Origin of the sequence: Subtercola boreus (genome assembly GCF_003399625.1) — a bacterium.
GTDB lineage: Bacteria > Actinomycetota > Actinomycetes > Actinomycetales > Microbacteriaceae > Subtercola > Subtercola boreus_C.
Genome location: NZ_NBXA01000053.1, coordinates 1 through 21,797 on the forward strand (window position 1 = coordinate 1; position 21,797 = coordinate 21,797).

Here is a 21,797-nt window from a genome sequence, read left to right on the forward strand (position 1 = left end):
AGGACACGCTGGACAGTGCGGTGGAAACCCGCGCTGAACGCGTTCGCGATCACCTTCGCCGACCGCTGGCCGGCAGCAGAAACCTACTAACCAAAAATGCCGGAAACACCGAAAACGTTACAGACCCGGTTGTGCTGACACGGCCTGTTTCTCGCAGCTATGTGTCGCAACCTCCGTCTAGAATTGGTGTAGCGAAGTACGGTTGTGGGACAGGTGGGGGAGTGGTTATGGGCAGGTTGATTGGGTATGCGCGGGTGTCGACGAAGAACCAGGACACCGACCGTCAAGAGCAAGATCTTTTGGCTGCGGGGGTGCGCCGGGATGATTTGTATGTGGATCATGGGGTGAGTGGGGCCAGGGCGAGCCGGCCGGAGTTTGATCGGGCGTTGTTGGCGTTGCATGACGGTGACACTCTGGTTGTGACGACGCTTGACCGGTTGGGCCGGTCAACACAGAACATGCTGGCGTTGCCGGACATGCTTCGGGGGAGAGGCGCGGGTCTTCGGGTGCTGAACTTGGGGGGTGGGAATGTGGACACGGGGACCCCGATGGGGTCGATGGTGTTCACGGTGATGGCGGCTCTTGCGCAGATGGAGCTCGACATCAAGCGGGAACGCATCACGGACAGCGTGACAAAACGCCGCGCAGCAGGGAAGGACCTCGGTGGGAGGCGTCAGCAGTTCACAGATAGTCAGATCGCGAACGCACGCCGTCTGATTGATGCGGGGGAGCCGGCAGCTCAGGTCGCTAGGGATCTGGGCATGTCACGGGCGACGTTGTACCGGCGGATTGGGTCGTTGACTTAGTAGACACTGAGGGTGCCGGGGAGTTGTCGACGCGATTGTTGAAGCTTGCTTAAGCACCTTTCGATGATGTTGCGCCCCCGGTGGTAGGAGCGCTGGACAGGATCTCGACGGCCGGCCCCGATAGGAGACTGACAGCCCGATTGATGGTGCCGTTCGTTTCGTCGCTGGTGGTGACTCTGCCGCGGAGGTCGTCCGGGATTCCTATTGTCGTTTTGTGTGCGTGGTGGTGTCTGGGAGGGCGAGGCGGAGCGTGTGGTTGATGGTTCGGGTGTCGTAGGTGGCGGGGTCGAATGGGTGCCGGGGGTTGTTGTGCGCGCTGGTGACCCATTCGGTGAGGTCGTGGTGTTCATGGTCGGTGGGGTCGCTGAGGACGTCGAGGATGTGGTCGTAACCATCGATGCCGCCGCTGTCTTCAAGAGGGCAACGCCGCTCACCCCGGATCACCGTGACGGTGGGGTCATCGGGTTTCATCGGGAGGGCTTCGATGAAATCCAGGCGGTGCAGCCAGTTGTCGCCGAGGTCGTACATATAGAACAGGGGCGCTTGTTCGGTGAGCACATCGCGGAGGGCGAAGTCTTCCTCAGCGAGGTAGACGCCGTCATCGTCGTCTTCGCGGAGGAACGGGGACGCCCATCGTCTTGGCCGCATCGGGGTGATGGTGCCGTTCACGTTCGGGTCGTAATCGAGGAATTCGTGCAGGTGAGTGTTCTCCCAGCCCATCACGGTCTGGAGTGCATCGTGGACGTGGGGCAGGCGAAGGTCCGCATTGATTTCGAAAAGCCGCCAGATCTCCGGATCGCTGTCGATGAGATGAACCCTGACTCGGAAAAGAGCCGGACCGGTTTGTTTCACTCCTGCCGTCATCCCCAGATTCTCCCACGGCGGCAGCCAAGGGCGGTGGGTGCGTATCCAGGATGTCCGTGCCGAGGAATCGGCCTCGAGCTTTTTCACGCCCCGTCCGTACGCACCGTGTTGGATAGGCTTGGTCAATGGTTGAGCACATCGAAGACTGTGACGTCTATGCTGCATCGTCGTACAAGGTCGCTATTTCCCATGGTCATCGGATGATGCAAAAGGTCAATCTGAAGGCACGGATCGACACGGAAACCGGTGAGGTCACGTTCTACGTGCCGCTGGACATGATCGACACACTCCGCGACTAATCCCCGATCCCAGCAAACAGACAGAATCGGGTACCGATTCAGGCCCCTCAAGTCGGACCCTCAATGAGAGTGAAACTTGGCGCGGAACTGGAAGCGTGGGTGTCCGCCCCACTAGGTTCGCAGGAGACCGTTCGGTCTGAGAGCTGCTGGGAGAGGTTGCCATGAAAGCGGAGTGGGATGAGTCGTTCTTCGAACGCGTTCAGGTTGACGCCGCGGTGTACTGGGTCTGCTTCTGGACGCATGTTGTGAACTCGAGCGAGCGACACGACCCCACGAGAATCGACGGCGCCGACTCGGTTGAAGAGGTGCTGGCGTGGATAGACGCGAACGTGGGAACACGCAGCTACGAACTGTTTGTCGAGGTGGCCGACCGCGTACAGACGGTGGATCACGGCAGGGTTGACGCAAAAAAGCTCGTGCGCTTAGCGAGAGACATTCGTCCGTCCTGAAACCTGGGAAGCCGACCAGGCCCTTTAAACAGACAGGGTAGCGGCCCGAAGACCGGACCCCCTCCGGAACTCTTACTCGGACGTCGACGGGTATGCCGCTGCAGGTATCCTCGCGGTGTAGAGACTGTGACCGGAAGTGTCGTTTGGTGGAACGACGACGAGGGATGGGGTGCCCTGAGTTCGGACGCAGTGCCTTCGGAGGTGTTCGCGCATTTCTCCGAAGTTCAGATGGAGGGATATCGGGTTCTTCGATCTGGCCAAGACGTCGTGTTTGAGGTCGAGCACTTTCCAGCTGGTGTGGATGGCTATGTTTACCGTGCTTGGAAAATACGCGTTCCTGCTTCCTGATGGCCGGGCACGTCTAACTTCGCCCAAGACGGACGTTCAGCGGAACCTCTTTGGGCTCACGCTAACCGAGAGGGGCAGCCTGTGGGAGAACGGCCAATTGGCGTCCTTCGACTCGCATGAGCTTTCCTGAAACTTGGCTTGGCCGAAGGGTGAGGTTTTCGGGCACGGGGAGCGGCTGGCGTGGTCTGTCGGCGCATCGCTTGGAGCTACTTTCCCAACTAGAGCATTGGGCGAGCCCCTGGTTTCCAGTTCTTGGTCAGGCCGTGGGTTTCCAGGACGATGCTGAGCCGGCCAAAACAGATTCGGTACGAACGGTGAGGGTCGTATCGACGTGCACGAGGTCCCCGCTTTCGATCGGCTGCCAGTTCGTTTCGTCATCCATGCGTTCACTGGCGATGACAACGCTCGGGTAGTCGAGGAGCTCGTCGGACTTGGCATGCAGATGCGACCCGCGAGCTGTGAACTTTCTCAATTCCGGTCCGACGCCGCCTGCGGGCCGCTCCAGCAGGTAGAGAGAATCTGTTGCCGGGTATCGCAATGCCCACAGGTCGGTGGGAGTGGTGAGCACGAAGTTGAGCGAGGTGATCGGAACGTTGTCATCAAGCCAGCTGACGGCCGCGACGATGCCGTCGCGGACGTTTCCGCCGTGCTGACGTGTCTCGGCGGTGATCAGAGCGAAGATACGCTCACTGTCGGTCTCGCCCATGACGAGCCCTGAACCGCCGCGGCTCACCAGTTGCGCGTCGAGTTCGGACATCCCGCCGATGTCTCCGTTGTGTGCAAAAAGCCGATCGTGCTGCAGGAAGGGGTGCGTGTTCGCCATTGTCTTGCCGCCCTTAGTGGAGTGCCTGACGTGAGCCACGAAGGTTGTGCCGCGCAGCCGGTGGGCTTCCTTCGTGAAGGAGGGGGTGTCCCAGGCCGGCAGGGGCCGCTTTTGCACGTTTGGTGAACCGTCCTCCCCGAAGGTTCCGATGCCGAAGCCGTCGGTGTTCGTCGTGCTCTGTGCGATGAGGCTGTCTGCCGCTTCGACCAGCCAGAACTCGGCTGTCGCGACCATGCGACCGGTGTGTAGCCCGAACAACCGGCACATGTGACCGCCTTTCAAACGTTCCCGTCAGACTACGCGCGACATGTTGCTGCAGCTGCAGAGGGAGCTGGCCCGCCCACTGTCCCGGGGGAAGGGCGGAGCCGTGCGATAAGCCGCGCGACTCGCACGGATAGAACAGTGAAGCTCGGCGAGAACGTCCTCTGCGTCGTGGGGTCGGCCCGTTCTTCGCGCAGCCCGGCATTGTGGGACCTTTGGCACTGGGCGGCGCGTACGGGGAGGGGCTGAATGGTGTGGGAGGGTCGGCCGATCGCCCGAGGGCCTCCCACTACTCGAAGGACGACATCGCATGAGCACTCCGCAGGACGCCACGCCGGACACGGCGATCTCCACCGTCGCAGACCACGCCCACCACTCCATCGACCGCATCGCCGGAGTCACCAGGACCGCTGAGAACGATGTCCGGGCTTCCATGCGCGACGGCGTGAGGGCGGCAAAAGACGTCAAGGCGAGGGCAACGGCAGGAGCTGCTGACGGCCGATCGCAGGCGAGATCGACGGTTGCGACGTTCAACGACCGCGCGTCCGCACACCCCGGGTTCCTGTTCGCCGCCGGAGCAGGGCTCGCACTCGGCGCCGTTCTCGTTCGCGCTGCCATCCGCCGCCTCTAGGTTCTATACGACGTAGGAGACGCAGCTATGAACACGACGATCGCCTCACGCGCACACCCTTCCTCCTTAGCGATCGGCGATTCGGCACCCACAGTATGGCCATCCGGCCGTGTCGTCGTGGGAGTCGACGGATCGGCAGCATCAGTGTCTGCTCTTCGCCGAGGGATTGTGATTGCGCGCGCACTCCAAGTACCTCTGCAAGCAATCATCGTCTGGCGTTTCCCGACGGGCGTGTTGGAAGTCTTCCCGTCCGACTATTCACCGGAACAGGATGCCGTCGACCAGTTGACGGCCGTGACGTCCGCAGTCTTCGAAGGCTCCCCTCCCGATGACCTGATCCAGACGGCCATCGAAGGGTATCCCGCCGAAGTGCTCATCGAGATCAGCAGTGACGCCGCAATGCTGATCGTGGGAAGCCGCGGCAGAGGAGAAGTCGCTTCGCTCATCCTCGGATCGGTCAGCGCGGAGTGCGCCGAGAAAGCCCACTGTCCCGTTCTCGTCATGCACGGGACGTCAGCTGCAGAATCAGCCCAGAACCTGCTCGATGTAAGCACCAGCGATGCGACCGCCACCGCGTCGACTGCTGGTCATTAACCGACCGCAGGTGTCTTCGCCATCATCGATCACGCCCGAGCACAGTCAGGAACCCACCATGCCTAGAAACCCGAACGAAGACCTTGCAGAGCTTGTGAACACCGGCGGCTCGTTCTCGAGAGTGTTGGCCGGGTTCCCCGTCGACCTGGTCGAAGCGGCCCGCCCCGGGCCTCGGGCCAGGTCCATCACCCGGGCACTGGAAGCTGCCGGATCACCAGCATCAGACGTCACCCTGATCGAAGGCATCCTGGCCGAACACGCGGAGGACCGCGAGCAGGTCCCCCGTTTCCTCCTCGTGCGCGACGGGAAGCTGGTCATCGATGAATTCCTTTTCGGCAATGATATGCACTCAGACGAGGCGGGTTACGACCGTCTACCCAACCTGATTCCGCTGATCGTGCAACGCCAGTCGATGGTGCCGTACGTTGTGCTCGAGGCCTCTGCTGGGGGTGGCCGCATCCGCACCTTCCTCTCCGGACGAGAGCACTCCGACAGTGATGAGCGCATGATCGGTGAAGCGGAGCATCTGCACGAGGCAAAAGGCGGGGGGCTCTCACACCGACCTCACGCACACCACACCGAAGAGATCTGGAAACGCAACGCGTCAGAGCTCGCCCAGGCGGTCAACGAGCTCATTGTACGGAACCGCGTGCACCTCCTGGTCGTGACAGGCGACCCACACGTCGTCGACCTCGTCGCGGCCGCGCTCACAGCGCCGGCCAAGGCGATACTCGTAACCCTCGGCTCCGATACCCTCGCCGCTGGGGCATCGGATGAACAACTCGACGAACTCGTTTCGACAAGCCTGGCCCGTCTCCGTCGCACGCACCAGGAGGACGTGATCAGCCGGGCCGCAATGCAGGAAGGCGTCGACAATTCAGGAACGGATCATCGCCTGCAGCCCCTCGTGCATGCTCTGCAGCAGGCCACCGTCGACACGCTTCTCCTTGACCTTGAGGCGCTTGGGACTCACACACTCCTGGCTCTGGACGGCCCACCCTGGATCGCCGCCGTGCCTTCAGAGACGTTCGGAACGGCGATTGTAGAGTCTGCTCCGGCGGCGGAGGCGCTCACTCGCGCCGCGATCGCGACCGGCGCCGAGGTCACTGTCGTTGAACACGGCACACTCCCGGATCACGCCGCGGCAGCACTGATCCGCGGATGAGAACAGCGCGGCTCATCTGAATCGCACATCACTCGGCACGAAGTTGAGTGCGGCTAACAAGCCAGAGGCGTCGCCGATCATCGATATACCGATCACCAGGAGGGTGAGTTCACAGTGACTAACGCTCTTGTCGGGCAACCGGCCGCTCACAAGGAGGGCGGGTCGCCCTTTGCGCCCCTTCGGATCCCGCTCTTCCGGGCTCTCTGGATTGCCGTCGTCGTCGCAGATATCGGCGGCTGGATGCAGACAGTCGGCGCCCAGTGGTTGCTCGTAGGTCAACCCAACGCGACCGTACTCGTCGCGTTGGTCTCCACTGCAGCCGCAGTTCCGTTCCTCATCCTAGGAATACCCGCCGGGGTGCTCGGTGAGTTCCTCAACCGACGCCGGATCTTGATCGCTGTCCAAGGCTTCCAAGTGGTCGTCGGATCTGCTCTGGCCGTCCTGACCGTAATCGGGGAGATGTCGCCCGCTTTGCTGCTCACGCTCACGTTCCTGCTCGGCGCCGGCGATGTCCTTCAGCTGCCCGCATATCAGGCTCTCGTTCAGGAGATCGTTCCCCGTACCCAGCTGACACGTTCAACATCGCTGAGCGCAATCGGGATAAACATATCGAGGGCCGTAGGACCAGCCCTCGCAGGGCTTGCGATCAGTACGGTGGGAATAGGCTTCGTCTTCGCGCTGAACGTCGCGACGAGCATGTTCTTCCTGATCACTGTCCTGCGGTGGCGCGGATACGCACCGCCCACCCCTCATGTCGAACCGTTCATCGATGCCGCGCGAGCCGGCCTCCGCTATGTTCTCTACTCCGGTGTCGTGCGCAATCTCTTTCTCAGGCTTTCGTTGTTCATCATTCCGGCGAACGCGCTCTGGGCCCTCCTTCCCTTCATCGCGAGCTCACGGCTCCACCTCGGCTCTGACGGGTACGGCTTCCTGCTCGCCGCACTCGGGCTCGGCTCGGTTTCGGGTGCTCTTCTTCTGCCACTCACCCGCACCCGATTCAGTCTCAACAGCACCACCGCTGCAGGGGCCGCACTTTTCGGAGCCGGGACAATTGCCGCGACCCTCTCCGCTTCGCTTCCCCTCACACTGGTGGTGTTGTTCGTAACCGGTGTGGCCTGGATCGACGTGGTGGCCTCTTTCAGCGCAGCGGTTCAGATTTTCTTACCAACCTGGGTGCGTTCCCGCGGGCTATCGGTTTACCAGATCATCTTCTTCGGCGGGGCTGCGCTCGGTTCCGCATTAGCCGGCGTCGTTGCCGAGGCACTCGGAATCACCCTGGTGAATGTGGTCGCCGGAATACTGCTCCTGGTCCTTGCTTCTATCCAGTTCCTTCGCCCGCTTCCGAGGTTCGAAAACATCGACCAGTCGACCGCGATCATCCCAACCATCGATCAGGTCATCGTCGACTCCGAACTCGATTTCACCGACGATGCCACCACGCTGGTCATTTCGAGGTGGGACGTCGCGCCCGAGCAGCACGCCTTGTTCATCGATCACATGCGGGCCGTCGAGGCCAGCAGGCGACGCACCGGGGCGCGTCATTGGGAACTGTACGTCGACAAAGATCACAGGGACAGCTTCGTCGAAATCTTCGATATCGGATCATGGAGAGAACATCTCGAGCAAGACCGCAGCCGGCTCACTGAATACGACCACCAACTCCTCTCCGCCGCCGCTGAGTTGGCGTCCGGTCCACCCGAACTCACCCAACTCATCTCCACCGATCGCTGACATGCATCAGCGATCCTGGCGAAACGTGGACCTCAGGATTGTGAGGTCAGTCGACGAACCGAGGCGGGCCGCTAGCATCGCCTCATGAGCAGACCGTCAGTTCGAGGCACGAACGCCGACACGGGGGAGCGCGTGCTGATTCTTTCGGCCGGAGTGGGTGCTGGGCACAATAGCGCTGCCGCGGCGTTGCAGCAGGCGTGCATCGGCCGTACCGACATCGTCGAGGTGCAGGTCATCGATGTTCTGCACCTGAGCAGCGCGCTCTACCGGGATGTGCTGGGCAAGGGGTACTTCGTTCTCGTCGAGGAGGTGCCATGGCTGGTCGAGTGGGGCTACGACGCCAGCGACCCTCCTTTTCGGCGACGCGGACCGATCGACCCCTGGACACGCGCGAACGCCCATCCTGTAGTTGATGCGATCAAGAGGTTCCGGCCGACGGCGATCATCTGCACGCACTTCCTGCCGGCCCAGCTGGTGGCCACGCTGGTGATCCGTGGTGTGATCCATGCCAAGACCGCCGTCGTGACGACGGACTACGACTTCCAGGGACTCTGGCTGACCGGTGCGTTCCATGCTCTTTTCGTGGCGCGCGAAGAGGGAAGGGTGGAGGTGACAGCGCTCGGCTTACCGCAGGACCGTGTCGTGGCCTCCGGGATACCCATTGCCGAACAGCCTGCCTTCGAGCGAACGAGCGAAACCTCAGAGCTTCCGAAGCTGCTGATATCCGCGGGGGCGACCGGTGGCGACTACGCCGTCGCGGTCGTGCGGCAGACGCTGCACATGCGCTCCCCGTTCACGGCCACGGTCGTGTGCGGGCGAAACGACGCCCTGAGGGGGCGGATCGAGGAATTGGTTGCTCCGGTCGGTGACCGTTACCGCGTGCTCGGCCTCACCGCGGAGATGCCGCGGTTGCTGCGCGAGTCGGATCTGTTCGTCGGCAAACCGGGTGGGCTGTCGGCATCGGAGTGCATGGCTGCTGGTCTGCCCATGGTGTTGGTGAACCCCATCCCGGGCCAGGAAGTTCGAAACGGCGACTACCTGATGGAACAGGGCGCAGCGGTGCGCTGCAATACGGCTGCCACGGTCGGGTGGAAGATCGACGAGGTGCTGCAGAATCCGGAGCGCCTGCTGCGAATGCAGGCCGCAGCTCGAAGAACCGGCCGGCCGCACGCCGCGGCTGTCGTGCTGAGCAGTCTCATCGATGGCCCGTCGCGGCCGCTGGTCGTGACCCGTGCAGCACAGAAGACCATCTTCGACGCGAGCGAGAAACACCTCGTTGCGAGCGATCTGACAGGGAGCGGCAGACTCGCGCGGCTGGTCGACGCCTCAGAGGGCAGTACGGTCGCCGTTCTGCGAGCCGACGAGCTCGGCGATCTCGAGACACAGTACGGTGCCTCGGGTGCTGGTCTGACGCTGCGCCGCGAAGGTTCGCCTCTGTCGTTCCGCTGGGATGCACGGCGGGTGATCCGGGCCGTTCTCCGAAACGATGATGCTCTACACGTGCGAGTCGAAGGCATCTGAGTCTGGTCGCAGCGGGCGCGCGCCCTCCCAGCTGGCTGGGCTCTGCTGGGCGGCGAGCACGGCCCAGTGTCCGGCGCGGGGTGTCCAACGGCGGGTGACCGGATCGCGTTGCATCGTGGGCCCCGCATCCAGCGTCACCCGTACCGAGGTCTCCTCGCCAGCCTGCAGTCGTACCTTCTGGAAGCCCAGAAGCTGGGACGTCGGCCTGCGAAGAGAGAGGTCTGCGGCATAGACCTGAATGACGGTCGAGCCCTCACGAGAACCTGTGTTCGTCACACGCACAGCTGCGCTGCCTCCCGAGCTGCTGATGCTGTGGCTGAGCAGACGGTGTTCGAAGGTGGTGTACCCGAGTCCGAAACCGAACGGGAACGCGGGCGGGTGCCCTTCAGAGTCGAGCCTCCGCTGACCCCATGAGTCGTCGTACACGACCGACTTCGCCGATCGGTCGAAGGGTGGCAGATGAGAGGCATCCGTGGGGAGGAGGAAGGGCAGCCGCCCGCCAGGCTCCGCGCTTCCGCACAGCACGTCCGCGAGGGCGCGGCCACCTTCCATTCCGCCGTACCACGCGACGAGGAGCGCAGGAACGCGGTTTCGCCACGATTCTGTGAGGATCGCGCTACCGCCGACCATCACGACGATGATGCGAGGGTTCGCTGCGGCGACCACGGTGATGAGGCGCACATCCGACGGTCGCAGCTCGAGTGAGGCACGATCGCCGCCACGGACGAACCGCGACACAAGGTGCGCCACACCTGTCACCAACGCGCGGAGGGCGCCCGCCGCGAAGACTCCGCCGAGCACACCGACATCGACGCCACCTGTTACGATCGACTCGCCCTCATCGTGCTGGTCGAGTCCCACGACGACGATGACCGTCTCTGCAGTAGCGGCCGCCTTGATGGCCGCGCGCTCGTTGTCACCGGAGGTGAGAGTGATCCGCACTCCGGGAAGCGCCTCACGCAGCCCCTTCAGCGGCGAGACCGTCGACGGCGGGCGAACGCGGGACGAACCGTTATCGCCGAGATTCGCCCTGTCAGCGAGCCGACCGATCATCGCAATGTGTCTGGTCTCAGCTGGCAACGGCAGCAGTGGCGCGGCCCCGATGGTGTCGTTCTTCAGCATCACGATCGATTCCTGGGCGACCTTCCGGGCGAGCGCCCGGTGAGAGCCGGAGGCGATCACGGCGGCACCCGGCTCGGCCGATTCGCGGGTCGCCGCATGCAACACGGTGGTGCGGAGGATCTGGGCCGCGGACTGCAGCACCGTCGCGCGGCCCAGGACACCGTCCCGGAGTGCCAGCGGCAGAGCACGGGCACGAAGCAGCCGCAACGGCATCTCCACATCCATCCCCGCCTGCAGACTCGTCACCGGATCATGGGTACCGAACACCCAATCGCTCGTCACAAATCCCCGGAAGCCCCACTCATCGCGCAGCACATCGGTGAGCAACGCCCGGTTGATATCCATGTACTCGCCCCGCACCCGGTTGTAGGCACTCATCACAGAGTCGGCACCCGCGTCGATGACGGCCTTGAAATGCGGCAGGTACACCTCATGCAGGGCAGCCTCGTCAACTGCAACATCGACCTCGAAGCGTTCGTTCTCCATCGAATTGAGCGCGAAATGCTTCACGCACGCCATCACGTTCACACGAACGCCTCGCGTCAAAGCCGACCCCATCCGGCCGGTGAGAACCGGGTCTTCCCCGTAACACTCCTGCGCCCGGCCCCACGCGGGGTGCCTGAGGAGGTTCACGCAGACCGAAGCGGAATAGTTCGCGCCCCTCGCCCTCGTCTCCAGGCCGATCGCGAGACCGACCCGCTCCTCAAGGAGAGGATCCCACGTCGCAGCTCGCGCCATCGTCACAGGGAAGGCGGTGCAGGAGCCGATGACGACACCGCGAGCACCGTCACTGAACCGTATGCCGGGAATGCCGAGCCGGGACACCGCCCCGGCCACGAACGGCCGCCGGCCGTGCAACAGGGGGATGAGCGCCAGCAGGCGCCGGGGAGAATCACCGTCGAGCAGCCCGAGTATCTCAGCGACCGTCATCCGGTCGATCAGCCGGGCTGCTGCCTCATCCGCGTTGAGCTCGCCCACCCGCACCGCCCGCACGGCGTCACCGTAGGCGCCGCTCTCGCACATCCACGTACCCCTCTACGAAAATGGTGTCGGTGGTGGGCTGGCGATCGCGGCAGAGAAGTGTGCTGTCACGGGGCGGGCGCTGGCCCGTCGGAGGGGGAGGCGTCGGGAATGGGTAGCAGACCCTGTTCTTCGAGGGAAGTGTTGACGATCTGTTCCTCGAGAATGTCTTCAGCAGTTTCGATGCGATCGCTTTCGGATCCGTCGTCTCGGGTAGGAGGTTTCATTGTGGAGATCCTGTCTTATGTGTTTCGCGGTGGTGACCTGCAGAGGCCGTAACGAGGGATGCTTCGGCTGACGCCAGCTGTGGGATCGCTTTGGCTTCGGTAGCCGAACCGGTCGGTTCGAGGGAGATTGTCAGTGCACATCTCGTTTCGTTCGGGAAAGCTGTGCAGAACTTTTCTGTTGATTACGTCGCAACTCTGACCGAAGAATCGTTCGTGCTGCAGTGCCGTTGGTCCCGAACAGTCCCGGATCGGGACGCGCGTTACCAGCTATAGATGCGGGGGATGATCTGGTCGCGGCGTAATTCGTCAGGTCCGGGGAAGACGATCACGATGGGTACCCCGTCAGGTCCTGGTCCTTCGACGATGTCGAAACCGTCGATGGTCTGCGCGGTGACGTGGTCCGAAAGCTCTCGAAGGATCCCTTCACATCTGCGGAGGTCTTCGAGGGTGTCTGAGCTCCAGATGAGGTACTGAATGCCGATCGAGCCGAGTGCGTGCTCGGTGCGGTTCCCGCGGTCCCGCAGGTAGAGCTGGTAGTCGCCCGGACCGACAAGAAGCGCAGCTGAGGTGTCGCGGGTGGTGACGGATGCTTGAAGCAGCTTGGTATAGAAGTCTATGGATCGGTCGAGGTTCGTGACGAACATCACCGCCGAGGACAGACGCATCGACGGCGCTGTCTAGCGGTCGTCGTGCATGATGAGTACGGGGCAGTGCGCGTGCTCGGCGCAGGCTGTGCTGACAGAGCCGAGGAGCAGGCCGGCGAACCCGCCGTGGCCGCGGCTGCCGACGACGAGCATCTCCGCTCCGCGGCTCTCATCGATGAGGATCTCCGCCGGGTACCCCTGCCGAATCGTCTGGGTAAACCACGCCGGGGCTGACCCGTCGAAGACCTGGTCCACGGCGTCGGCCATGATCTGCTCGGCGTCGGCCCGGGGAGACCAGTCGGAGAACCCGTAGCTGCCGAATGCGCTGGGGTTGTGCCAGACGACTACGCCCTGCACGCTCGCGTTCGCTCCGGTCGCAACGAGTATCCCGCGTCGCAGCGCATCGAGGGATTCTGCGGAACCGTCGAGCCCGACGACAACGCGGGTGGTTCGCGGATGCGCTGCCGGGGTACCGAATTCTGTTGAGGGCGCCCGGTCGTAGTCGTCGGTTGCGACACCGGTGCCGTCGACGCCGAATCGGGAGACCCTGCTGTCGGATATCTCATCGGCCGGAAGGCCGGTTTCGTTATGCGTGTCGTGCGTGGTTGGGGTGGTCATGACGTCAGGTTCGCAGGCGAACGTACCGCCCGGACAGGGCCGAAGGTCACTACCTTTCATCATCGGGGGAGATCGTGGCGGGGGTTCCGCAAAGTGTGCACCTGCTGGAGGCGGGAGGAGTATCCGTCACCATTGGCGACGGTTTTGAACCGGGTGTGCAGCCGACCTCACCGGAGAGCCTGGCGAGCATGCGCTCGTGGGGAGAACGCCAGCAAATCACGAGTTGTATCGTGCTGTTCTGTCAGGCGGGGTGGATGATGAGGCGGAGCTCGTGTTCGAATTTTCGTCCTCGGATTTCAGTGGGGGTGATGCGTACGTAGACGAATTCTTCTGTAGGAATCCAGCGCGGAAGAAACTCGTCTGCGTCTGATCCGGGCGGGGCGTCGGGTCCGATGATCGCGGCGGCGCCTTTGACGGTGACGCTCCAGGCGCCGTTCTCGATTTGAGCGTCGACTTCGAGCACCACCGTGTTGTTGATGAGCAAGTCACGGAGCTTCGTTCCGTGTGCGGTTCGGAAGATGATCGAGGCGCCGTCGGCGGTGTAGTTGACGGGAAAGATCTCGGGTTGGTTGTCGATACTCACCCCGAGTCGGCCGAGCGTGGTTGTGTTGAGGAGTTTCCAGCAATGTTCGGCTGAAAGTTCGGTGACGGGGCCTTGCGGCGACCACTCTTCAATGTCCTCTGTTGACGCGCTCAACTGTTCTCTTCTTCCGTCGAATCGGGGTGCACGATGATCTTCACGGCGGTTTCTTTGTGGTTGATGAGGGTGTCGAATCCTTCGTCGATCAACCGGTCCAGGGGGATCTTCGCCGTGATGAAGGGGGCCAGGTTCACCTTGCCCTCTTGCACGAGTGTGATGGTGGCCGGGTGATCGTTGCAGTACGCGATTGTGCCCCGGAGGTCGATCTCCTTGAGCACGAGTTTCTGCATGTCGATGGTGGCCGGTTGCGACCAGATCGAGACGTTCACAATGACGCCGGCCGGGCGTACCGCGTCGAAGAGCTGGGTGAGGACGGCGTTGATGCTCGAGCATTCGAAAGCCACATCGGCCCCGACTCCGTCAGTGAGTTCGAGCACGCGTGCCACGATGTCGTCTGTGGTGGGGTCGAGTACGTGATCTGCGACGCCGGTCGATACCGCTTTCGCCTTTCGTGCTGCGCTCGGCTCGGAGATGATGACCGTCAGGCCCTCGGCTTTGAGTACCGCGGCCAGCAGCAATCCAATGGGTCCAGCGCCCCCGACGAGAGCGATGTCGCCTGATTTCGCGCCGCTGCGCACGAAGGCATGGTGGCCGACAGACAGCGGCTCGATAAGGGCCGCCTGGTCGAGGGGAATCTCGCCGATGGGATGAACCCAGCGTCGTTCGACCACGATCTTTTCGCTGAGTCCGCCGCCGCCGCCGGCCAGGCCGATGAAGCCCATCTTCGTGCAGAGGTTGTAGTTGCCTGCCTTGCACGGTGCGCACTCTCCACACACGAAGTAGGGCTCGACGACGACGTTCTCGCCGACGGTCAGGTCGGTCACTCCGTCACCGAGTGCGGTGATCGTTCCCGAGAATTCGTGGCCCATGGTCACGGGTTCGGTCTCGTGTGTCAGCGGGTGCGGGTGTCCGGTCGGAGGGATGAAGATCGGCCCTTCGAGGTATTCGTGCAGGTCGGTGCCGCAGATGCCGCACCAGGCGATGTCGATTGCGACCGCGCCGGGCCGCAGCTCGGGTTCAGAGATGTCGTCGATGCGGATGTCGCCTCGCCCGTGAAATCGTGCTGCCTTCATGAGAGTGTTCGCCGTTCTGTTGTTCTGTCGATTGCGTGCGGAGTCTGAGCTTGTGTAGTGGCTGGTGTTTACGCCACCGGTACCGGTGCGTGAACGAGGTCGAACACGAGCCGGGCCGTCACGCCTCCGGTGAGAACTTCAGCCATAGCGGCGTTGACGTCGTCGAGCTGTCGGGGTTCGGCCACGACCCTTGTTCGTCCGTCGAGGTGCAGGGCGAAGACTTCTGCGAGGTCTTGGCGGGTACCGACGATGGATCCGATGATCGAGATGCCCTGCAGCACCGTTTCGAAGATCGGGATCTGCATCACGCCGGCTGCGGGCATGCTCACGCAGATCAGGCGTCCGCCGCGTCGAAGAGAGGCGAAGGCCTGCTCGAAGACCTTCTGCGAGGGGGCGAGCACGAGTGCGACGTCGAGACCACCGAGTTTTGTGAGCTCCGCGACAGGGTCTGAGATGGCTGCGTTGACGACATGGGTGGCTCCGAGTTCGGTTGCGAGGTCGAGCTTGGGCTTCTCGATGTCGATAGCGACGACAGTTCCGCCCATGATCTGGCCGTACTGCACCGCCAGGTGGCCGAGGCCACCGATGCCGAAAACGCCGACGAGCTCGCTCGGGTTGATGTGGGCGACTTTCAGCGCTTTGTAGGTGGTCAGGCCGGCGCAGCTGAGGGGGGAAGCGTCGATCGAACTGATGCCGTCGGGTACCGGAACGACGTACTTCGCGCTGGCGACCGCGTATTCCGCGAACGCTCCGTCGATGGAGTACCCGCTGTTCTGCTGCTTCTCGCAGAGTGTTTCGCGGCCATCGATGCAGTACCGGCATTCCCCGCACGCGGATCCGAGCCAGGCGATGGCGACACGCTCACCGACGGTGCGGTCGGTGACCTGTGACCCGAGTTTCTCGATGATACCGATGCCTTCGTGGCCGGGCACGAGGGGGAGGCTCGGCTTCACGGGCCAGTCACCGTGGGCGGCGTGAATGTCGGTGTGGCAGAGGCCGCACGTCTCCATGCGAATGAGCACCTGGTCTGTGGCAGGTTCGGGAATGTCCCGCTCCTGAATCTCAAGCGGTGCGCCGAACGAGGTGACTACTGCTGCCTTCATGATGTTCCTTCTGTGTGAGTCGGTGGTCGATTGTTCTGGTGAGGGATGTCCGCATCAGCTGTCAGGCGGTGACGTACTCTTTGACGGCCGTGGTGATGTCGGCCAGGCCCTTCTTCGCGTCGGCGAAGAACATCCCGGTCTTCGGGTCGGTGAACAGGGGATTGCTGATGCCCGCGTAGCCGGGCCTCATCGACCGTTTGATCACCACAACCGATTTCGCGTGGTCGGCGTTCAGGATCGGCATCCCCGACACGGCATTCCCCGGCGTTCGGGCATCCGGGTTGCAGACGTCGTTCGCGCCGACGACGAGGGCTACGTCACAGTTGTCGAACGCTGCGTTCGCGTCGTCGAGCTGGAGCATCTGCTCGTAGGGCACGTTCGCCTCGGCGAGGAGCACATTCATGTGCCCGGGCATCCGGCCGGCAACGGGGTGAATGGCGTACTTCACGTCGACACCGTGACTGATGAGCAGCTTGGCGAGTTCAGCGACTTCGTGTTGCGCCTGCGCCGCGGCGAGGCCGTAGCCCGGCACGATGAGCACGTGCTGCGCGTAGGCGAGTTGAATCGCAACGTCATCGGCGGTGAGCTGACGGATGTTCGTGAGATCTTCCGCAGGTGAGCCTGCGGCAGTCCCGGAGCTGTCGGCTGTTCCGAAGCCGCCGAGCACGATGGCGCCGACGGATCGGTTCATGGCCTTCGCCATCTGCAAGGTCAGGATCGTTCCTGCCGCACCGACCAGCGCGCCGGCGATGATGAGGGCCTGGTTGTTGATCGCGAAGCCCGCCATCGCCACCGCAAGGCCGGTGAAAGCGTTCAGCAGCGACACGATCACCGGCGCATCCGCCCCGCCGATCGGCAGCACCATCAGCAGCCCGAACACGAGCGAGGCGATCAGGACGACGAGGAGGAGTGTCAGGTTCGGAGGCCCGAAGAGCGCCCATATGCCGGCGCCGACCGCGACGAGGGCGGCGAGCACGTTGAGGATGCGGGCGCCGGGGAAGGTGAGCGGTTTGCCGGAGATGATGCCTTGGAGTTTGCCGGCGGCGATGAGGGATCCGGCGAAGGTGACGGAGCCGATCAGAACGTCGAGCACGATCGGGATCGATACTGTGAGACTGAGCGCGCTCGAGTCGGTGTCGGCGACGAAGCTTGCGAATGCCACGGCGGCCGCAGCACCGCCGCCGACTGCGTTGAAGATGCTCACCAGTTGCGGGATGGCTGTCATTTTCACCGTGCGCGCCTGCACGATGCCGAAGACCGCACCGACCGAGACCCCGACGAGGAGAACGCCCCAGCCGATCCAGGTGCCCCCGGAGCTGATGGCCGCGAAGACGATCGTGGTGATCACGGCGACGGCCATGCCGCCGGCGGAGATCAGGTTGCCTCGTCGTGCTGTGGAGGGCGCCCGCATGAGGTGGAGCCCGACGACGAAGAGGGTGGCGGCGGCGAGGTAGACAACACCGACGACGAATTCGAACGTGCTCATGAGGGGTCCTTCGTGTCGGTGTTCACGGGGGTGGCGTTGGGCTTGCTGAACATCTGGAGCATCCGGTCGGTGACGACGTACCCGCCGAACACGTTCGCGGCGGCGAGAACGCCGGCGATGAAGGTGAGCACGTACCCGGTCGGGCTGTCGGCAAGTGCCGCGGTCACGATTGCACCTGCGATGACGACACCGTGGATGGCGTTGGCCCCTGACATCATGGGGGTGTGCAGGGTTGAGGGGATCTTGCTGATCACCTCGACACCCACGAGCAGGCTGAGCACGAAGATCGCCAGGTTGCTGAAGAGCTGCTCGATCATGATGCGTTCACTTTCGCTGGCGCCTCGTCGGCGGGAATGGGGTCGAGTTTCAGTGCTGTGCGCACGGCGGCGTTGGTGACGGTGCCGCCGTGGCTGACCACGATGCTGTGGTGGATCTCGTCGGTCTGATCGATCACGATGTCGTTTGCTGGCGCAAGAGCAGCGAGGACCGAGAGGATGTTCCGGGCGTACATCTGGGAAGCTGACGCGGGCAGATCGGCGGCAAGCTCACCCGCCCCGATGACGGTCACCCCGCCGTCGGTGACGATGGTCTTGCCGTCGACCGAGCCGGCAACGTTTCCTCCTTTGTCGCTCGAGCCGAGATCAACACACACCGAGCCATCTCGTAGTGCCTTCAGCGTTGCTGCGGAGACGAGCTCCGGGGGAATTCTGCCGGGAACCTTCGCCGTGGTGATGATGATGTCGAAGTCGACGAGGGCGTTGGCCAATTCATCTTGCTGGGTTTTCTGTTCCGCGCCGGTCATCTCGCGGGCATACCCTCCCGCAGCTGCTCCCTGCGCGACTGAGGAGGTCAGGAATGTTGCACCGAGCGACTCCACTTCACCGCGGGAAGCCGCACGCACGTCGTATCCCGTCACGACGGCGCCCAATCGTTTGAGCGTCGCGATCGCCTGCAGACCCGCGACTCCTGTTCCGATGACGATACCCTTGGCCGGTATCGCCGTACCGGCCGCGGTGATCATCATCGGCAGGTAACGACGATAGGCCGCGGCAGCAACGATTGCTGCACGGTACCCTGCGGCGCTCGATTGGGAGCTGAGCGCATCCATCGACTGCGCACGACTCAGCGTTCGAGGCAGAAGTTCGAGCGCCACTTCCGTCACGCCTCGCTCGGCCAACTTTGCGATACCGTCCAGGTTGTTGTACGGGTCGAGGAGGCCGACGATCATCTGCCCGGATCGGAGCGACTGCGTGAGCTCCGTGTCGGGGTACCGGATGACCGGAATCACGGTGCAGGTGGTAATGATCTGCGGGCGGGATGCCACTGTGGCGCCCGCATCGGTGTAGGCCGAGTCGTCGAATGTCGCCTTCGCGCCGGCGCCTGCCTCGACCATGACGGTGCGGCCGGCTGCGACGAGCCGTTTGACGGACGTCGGATCCAGTGCCACCCGCTGCTCGCCTTCAGCTGTCTCGGCCAGCACGCCGACCGTCAGGGCCAGCGATTTGTCGATCCGGGGGATCGGCGCGGACGCAGAGTCGGCAGGAGGAGAGTTTGGTGCGATGGTGGGTGACGATGTCATGGGGGTCCATCCTGATCGCGGATACGTTACCGGTCGGCCCCCGAGCGGTACGCTGCGGGCGACACCGGAACCGGTGCGGCGAATACTCTGCAGTCCATCAGCGAACGAGGCCACCGTCGAGGGACCTTGGTCCTCACTTTGCAGGTTCGCTCCGGTGGGGGAATGAAGGTCGAAGGTCCCTATTCGCCGTCGGGCAGCGGTGCAAGGCTCAAGTCTGAGGCAGCGACGCTGCGGAAGAAGGCTTGCAGGATGACGTACCAGACGATCAACCCGTTTACGAATGAAGTGGTGTCCACGTTCCCGAATGCGACGAAGGACGAGGTCGACAACGCGATCTCTGCGGCGCATGAGGCGTTCCTCGCCTGGCGGGACACCCCGTACACAACCAGAACCGCTGTGCTGGGCAAAGCGGCTGAGTTGCTGCGCGCCGAGAAGCGCCGTTACGCAGAGCTGCTGACCTTGGAGATGGGCAAGGTGATCGCCGAGGCCGAAGCAGAAGTCGACCTGTCTGCCGACATTCTGCAGTACTACGCCGACCACGGCGCATCCCTACTCGAAACGATCAAGGTGCCTGTCGCTCTTGCAGCGGAAGGCGAGGTAGAGATCGTGAGCGAACCGCTCGGCGTGCTTCTCTCTGTCGAACCGTGGAACTTCCCGTACTACCAGGTGGTGCGTGTCGCAGCCCCGCAACTGCTCGCCGGTAACACCATCCTGCTCAAACACGCCAGCAACGTCCCCCAGGCCGCAGCAGCGTTCGATGACCTGTTCGAGCGTGCAGGGCTACCCGCGGGGGCGTTCAAGAACCTGTACCTGCCCCATGACCTCACCGAATACGTGATCAACGACCCGAGGGTTCGAGGTGTCGCGCTCACCGGCAGCGAAGAGGCCGGCGCGATCATCGCCGGCTATGCGGCGAAAGCAGTCAAGAAGAGCACCCTCGAGCTCGGCGGATCTGACGCGTTCGTCGTACTGGCCGATGCAGACATGGACAAGACGGTCGAATGGGCGGTATTCGGTCGCCATTGGAACGCGGGCCAGGTGTGCGTCTCCGCCAAGCGGATGATCGTCGTCGACGAAGTGTTCGACGAGTTCCTGGCGAAATACCGCCACGGCGTCGCTGCACTCACGATGGGCGATCCGATGGATGCCGCGACCACGCTGGCCCCGATGTCGTCACAGGGAGCCGCAGACACTCTCGCCGGCCAGGTCGAAGAGGCCGTCGCCGGCGGGGCCACGGCCGAGACGCTTGGCGAGAAGGCGCCGACATCGGGAGCGTTCTTCCAACCCACGATCCTCACCGGAATGAATCCCACGAACCCGTCGTACTACGAAGAGTTCTTCGGCCCCGTCTCGATCATCATCCGCGTAAAAGATGAAGCCGAAGCGATCGCGGTCGCCAACGACTCACCCTTTGGGTTGGGCGGCTCAGTGTTCACCGCCGACACGGTGCGCGGTGAGAAGGTCGCCCGTCAGATCGACACCGGAATGGTCTATGTGAACCATCCGACCATGGTGAAAGCCGACATCCCGTTCGGCGGAGTCAAGCACTCCGGGTACGGTCACGAACTCACCAACCTCGGTATCCAGGAATTCATTAACAAGAAGGTCATCGACGTCGTCGACATCAACGCGGCGTTCTAGCGGACGAACTGCAGGAGCCACAGATGACGCCGATGCGGGCGTGGGTGTCGGATGCGCGGAATCACGCGGTCGAACTCAGAACCGTCGCCGTGCCGCAGCCAGGCCAGGGCGAAGTGCTCGTGAAGGTGCTGGCCTGCGGCGTGTGCCGCACCGACCTGCACGTCATCGACGGCGACCTGCCCGTTCACCGCACGCACGTCATCCCCGGGCATCAGGTAGTGGGCCGGATCGAGGCCGTCGACGCCAGCGTGAAAACGATGGTGGTCGGCGACCTCGTCGGCGCAGCCTGGCTTCGCAGTAGCTGCGGGGCCTGCGAGTGGTGTCGTTCGGGTCGGGAGAACCTCTGCCCGTTCTCGGCCTACACGGGCTGGGATGCCGACGGCGGATATGCCGAGTACATGACGGTTCCCGCCGCGTTCGCCTACCCGCTTCCTGCCGGCACAGACCCCGTGAGCACCGCGCCTCTCCTCTGTGCAGGCATCATCGGGTACCGGGCCCTCGAGCGCGCCGCTCTTCCTCCCGGCGGCAACCTCGGACTCTACGGATTCGGCTCCAGCGCCAGCCTGACCGCCCAGATCGCGCGAGCAGCCGGGGCGCGCATCTTCGCCGTCACCCGGGGGACGGCCAACCAAGAACTCGCCCGGAACCTCGGCGCCGTCTTCGTCGGCGATGAAAATGCCGTACCCGACGAGCCACTCGACTCGGCGATCATCTTCGCCCCCGCCGGAGAGATCGTCCCGCAGGCCCTGGCCGCTACAAAGCGCGGGGGCACCGTGGTGATGGCGGGCATCCACATGACCGATATTCCGGCCATGAACTACACCGACGACCTGTTCAACGAACGCGACCTCCGATCGGTCACCGCGAACACCAGGGCCGACGGGGCAGCATTCCTCCGCATCGCGCACACCCTCGCGCTCGCTCCCGACGTAACCGTGTACCCATTCAGCCAGGTCGACATCGCTCTGAACGACCTCCGTGCCGGCCGGGCGGCCGGTTCGCTCGTCATCAGAATGCCGTGAAATCGTACCGCCGATGTTCGTCTGGGGAAGGTTCGGGACCAACGGCACTGTCTGGCTGGAAGGACCTCGA

The 21,797-nt window shown here is 63.4% G+C and carries 23 protein-coding genes; 11 read left to right on the top strand and 12 right to left on the bottom strand.

Annotated features, from left to right (window positions below):
- Window positions 1-227: 227 nt before the first annotated feature.
- Window positions 228-806: a recombinase family protein gene (locus B7R21_RS18720; protein WP_116284774.1), complete on the top strand. Its 579-nt coding sequence runs from the start codon at window positions 228-230 to the stop codon at window positions 804-806.
- A 201-nt stretch (window positions 807-1,007) separates the two neighbouring features.
- Here the strand turns inward: B7R21_RS18720 and B7R21_RS18725 are convergent, their stop codons facing one another.
- Entirely contained in the window at window positions 1,008-1,757 is a 750-nt protein-coding gene (locus B7R21_RS18725; RefSeq protein ID WP_172592280.1) for a plasmid pRiA4b ORF-3 family protein, read from the bottom strand.
- A 38-nt stretch (window positions 1,758-1,795) separates the two neighbouring features.
- Between B7R21_RS18725 and B7R21_RS20320 the strand changes: the two genes are divergently transcribed.
- The 3 genes from B7R21_RS20320 to B7R21_RS21045 all read left to right on the top strand — a co-directional run bounded on the left by B7R21_RS20320 (window position 1,796) and on the right by B7R21_RS21045 (window position 2,766).
- Window positions 1,796-1,969, top strand: a complete 174-nt coding sequence (locus B7R21_RS20320) for a hypothetical protein (protein ID WP_172592281.1) — start codon at window positions 1,796-1,798, stop codon at window positions 1,967-1,969.
- Window positions 1,970-2,130: 161 nt separating this feature from the next.
- The gene (locus B7R21_RS18730) at window positions 2,131-2,418 is read left to right on the top strand and encodes a hypothetical protein (RefSeq protein ID WP_116284776.1); all 288 of its coding nucleotides are present in this window, start codon (window positions 2,131-2,133) and stop codon (window positions 2,416-2,418) included.
- A gap of 126 nt (window positions 2,419-2,544) precedes the next feature.
- Window positions 2,545-2,766 carry a cold-shock protein gene (locus tag B7R21_RS21045; protein ID WP_172592282.1) on the top strand — a complete coding sequence of 74 codons (222 nt, stop codon included), beginning with the start codon at window positions 2,545-2,547 and terminating at the stop codon, window positions 2,764-2,766.
- 256 nt (window positions 2,767-3,022) lie between these two features.
- Here B7R21_RS21045 and B7R21_RS18740 read toward each other — a convergent pair whose 3' ends face one another.
- The gene (locus B7R21_RS18740; protein WP_116284778.1) at window positions 3,023-3,856 is read right to left on the bottom strand and encodes a class II glutamine amidotransferase; all 834 of its coding nucleotides are present in this window, start codon (window positions 3,854-3,856) and stop codon (window positions 3,023-3,025) included.
- Window positions 3,857-4,160: 304 nt separating this feature from the next.
- On the opposite strand from B7R21_RS18740, the gene B7R21_RS18745 reads away from it, so the two are divergent.
- From B7R21_RS18745 to B7R21_RS18755, 3 genes are all read left to right on the top strand, one after another.
- The gene (locus tag B7R21_RS18745; RefSeq protein WP_116284779.1) at window positions 4,161-4,481 is read left to right on the top strand and encodes a hypothetical protein; all 321 of its coding nucleotides are present in this window, start codon (window positions 4,161-4,163) and stop codon (window positions 4,479-4,481) included.
- 117 nt (window positions 4,482-4,598) lie between these two features.
- Entirely contained in the window at window positions 4,599-5,075 is a 477-nt protein-coding gene (locus B7R21_RS18750; protein WP_301182570.1) for a universal stress protein, read from the top strand.
- A gap of 58 nt (window positions 5,076-5,133) precedes the next feature.
- Window positions 5,134-6,240 (top strand): baeRF2 domain-containing protein, encoded by a 1,107-nt coding sequence (locus B7R21_RS18755; RefSeq protein WP_147305977.1) that lies wholly within the window; start codon window positions 5,134-5,136, stop codon window positions 6,238-6,240.
- 12 nt (window positions 6,241-6,252) lie between these two features.
- On the opposite strand, the gene B7R21_RS20815 is transcribed toward B7R21_RS18755, so the two are convergent.
- Window positions 6,253-6,519, bottom strand: a complete 267-nt coding sequence (locus tag B7R21_RS20815) for a hypothetical protein (RefSeq protein WP_253259915.1) — start codon at window positions 6,517-6,519, stop codon at window positions 6,253-6,255.
- On the opposite strand from B7R21_RS20815, the gene B7R21_RS18760 reads away from it, so the two are divergent.
- Window positions 6,448-7,971 carry an MFS transporter gene (locus B7R21_RS18760; protein WP_253259914.1) on the top strand — a complete coding sequence of 508 codons (1,524 nt, stop codon included), beginning with the start codon at window positions 6,448-6,450 and terminating at the stop codon, window positions 7,969-7,971. The two genes, B7R21_RS20815 and B7R21_RS18760, sit on opposite strands and share 72 nt — an antisense overlap.
- An 84-nt stretch (window positions 7,972-8,055) precedes the next feature.
- Window positions 8,056-9,492 carry an MGDG synthase family glycosyltransferase gene (locus B7R21_RS18765; RefSeq protein ID WP_116284783.1) on the top strand — a complete coding sequence of 479 codons (1,437 nt, stop codon included), beginning with the start codon at window positions 8,056-8,058 and terminating at the stop codon, window positions 9,490-9,492.
- Here the strand turns inward: B7R21_RS18765 and B7R21_RS18770 are convergent.
- The 9 genes from B7R21_RS18770 to B7R21_RS18810 all read right to left on the bottom strand — a co-directional run bounded on the left by B7R21_RS18770 (window position 9,466) and on the right by B7R21_RS18810 (window position 19,064).
- The gene (locus B7R21_RS18770; protein ID WP_116284784.1) at window positions 9,466-11,637 is read right to left on the bottom strand and encodes a beta-glucosidase family protein; all 2,172 of its coding nucleotides are present in this window, start codon (window positions 11,635-11,637) and stop codon (window positions 9,466-9,468) included. The genes B7R21_RS18765 and B7R21_RS18770 overlap by 27 nt on opposite strands.
- A 484-nt stretch (window positions 11,638-12,121) precedes the next feature.
- Window positions 12,122-12,526: a VOC family protein gene (locus tag B7R21_RS18775; RefSeq protein ID WP_116284785.1), complete on the bottom strand. Its 405-nt coding sequence runs from the start codon at window positions 12,524-12,526 to the stop codon at window positions 12,122-12,124.
- Between the two features lie 12 nt (window positions 12,527-12,538).
- Window positions 12,539-13,123, bottom strand: a complete 585-nt coding sequence (locus B7R21_RS18780) for a universal stress protein (RefSeq protein WP_116284786.1) — start codon at window positions 13,121-13,123, stop codon at window positions 12,539-12,541.
- Between the two features lie 241 nt (window positions 13,124-13,364).
- Window positions 13,365-13,820 (bottom strand): pyridoxamine 5'-phosphate oxidase family protein, encoded by a 456-nt coding sequence (locus B7R21_RS20330; protein WP_172592284.1) that lies wholly within the window; start codon window positions 13,818-13,820, stop codon window positions 13,365-13,367.
- Window positions 13,817-14,896 (bottom strand): 2,3-butanediol dehydrogenase, encoded by a 1,080-nt coding sequence (locus B7R21_RS18790; protein WP_116284787.1) that lies wholly within the window; start codon window positions 14,894-14,896, stop codon window positions 13,817-13,819. Before B7R21_RS18790 ends, B7R21_RS20330 begins: the two co-directional genes overlap by 4 nt.
- A gap of 68 nt (window positions 14,897-14,964) precedes the next feature.
- Entirely contained in the window at window positions 14,965-15,999 is a 1,035-nt protein-coding gene (gene adhP / locus B7R21_RS18795; RefSeq protein WP_116284788.1) for an alcohol dehydrogenase AdhP, read from the bottom strand.
- Between the two features lie 61 nt (window positions 16,000-16,060).
- Window positions 16,061-17,485 (bottom strand): NAD(P)(+) transhydrogenase (Re/Si-specific) subunit beta, encoded by a 1,425-nt coding sequence (locus tag B7R21_RS18800; protein WP_116284789.1) that lies wholly within the window; start codon window positions 17,483-17,485, stop codon window positions 16,061-16,063.
- The gene (locus B7R21_RS18805; protein WP_116284790.1) at window positions 17,482-17,802 is read right to left on the bottom strand and encodes an NAD(P) transhydrogenase subunit alpha; all 321 of its coding nucleotides are present in this window, start codon (window positions 17,800-17,802) and stop codon (window positions 17,482-17,484) included. Before B7R21_RS18805 ends, B7R21_RS18800 begins: the two co-directional genes overlap by 4 nt.
- Window positions 17,799-19,064 carry an NAD(P) transhydrogenase subunit alpha gene (locus tag B7R21_RS18810; RefSeq protein WP_116284791.1) on the bottom strand — a complete coding sequence of 422 codons (1,266 nt, stop codon included), beginning with the start codon at window positions 19,062-19,064 and terminating at the stop codon, window positions 17,799-17,801. Before B7R21_RS18810 ends, B7R21_RS18805 begins: the two co-directional genes overlap by 4 nt.
- A gap of 249 nt (window positions 19,065-19,313) precedes the next feature.
- Between B7R21_RS18810 and B7R21_RS18815 the strand changes: the two genes are divergently transcribed.
- A complete protein-coding gene (locus tag B7R21_RS18815; RefSeq protein ID WP_116284792.1) occupies window positions 19,314-20,705 on the top strand; it encodes an NAD-dependent succinate-semialdehyde dehydrogenase in 1,392 nt (463 codons plus the stop codon).
- Window positions 20,706-20,728: 23 nt separating this feature from the next.
- A complete protein-coding gene (locus B7R21_RS18820) occupies window positions 20,729-21,727 on the top strand; it encodes a zinc-dependent alcohol dehydrogenase family protein (protein ID WP_116284793.1) in 999 nt (332 codons plus the stop codon).
- Window positions 21,728-21,797 lie beyond the last annotated feature (70 nt).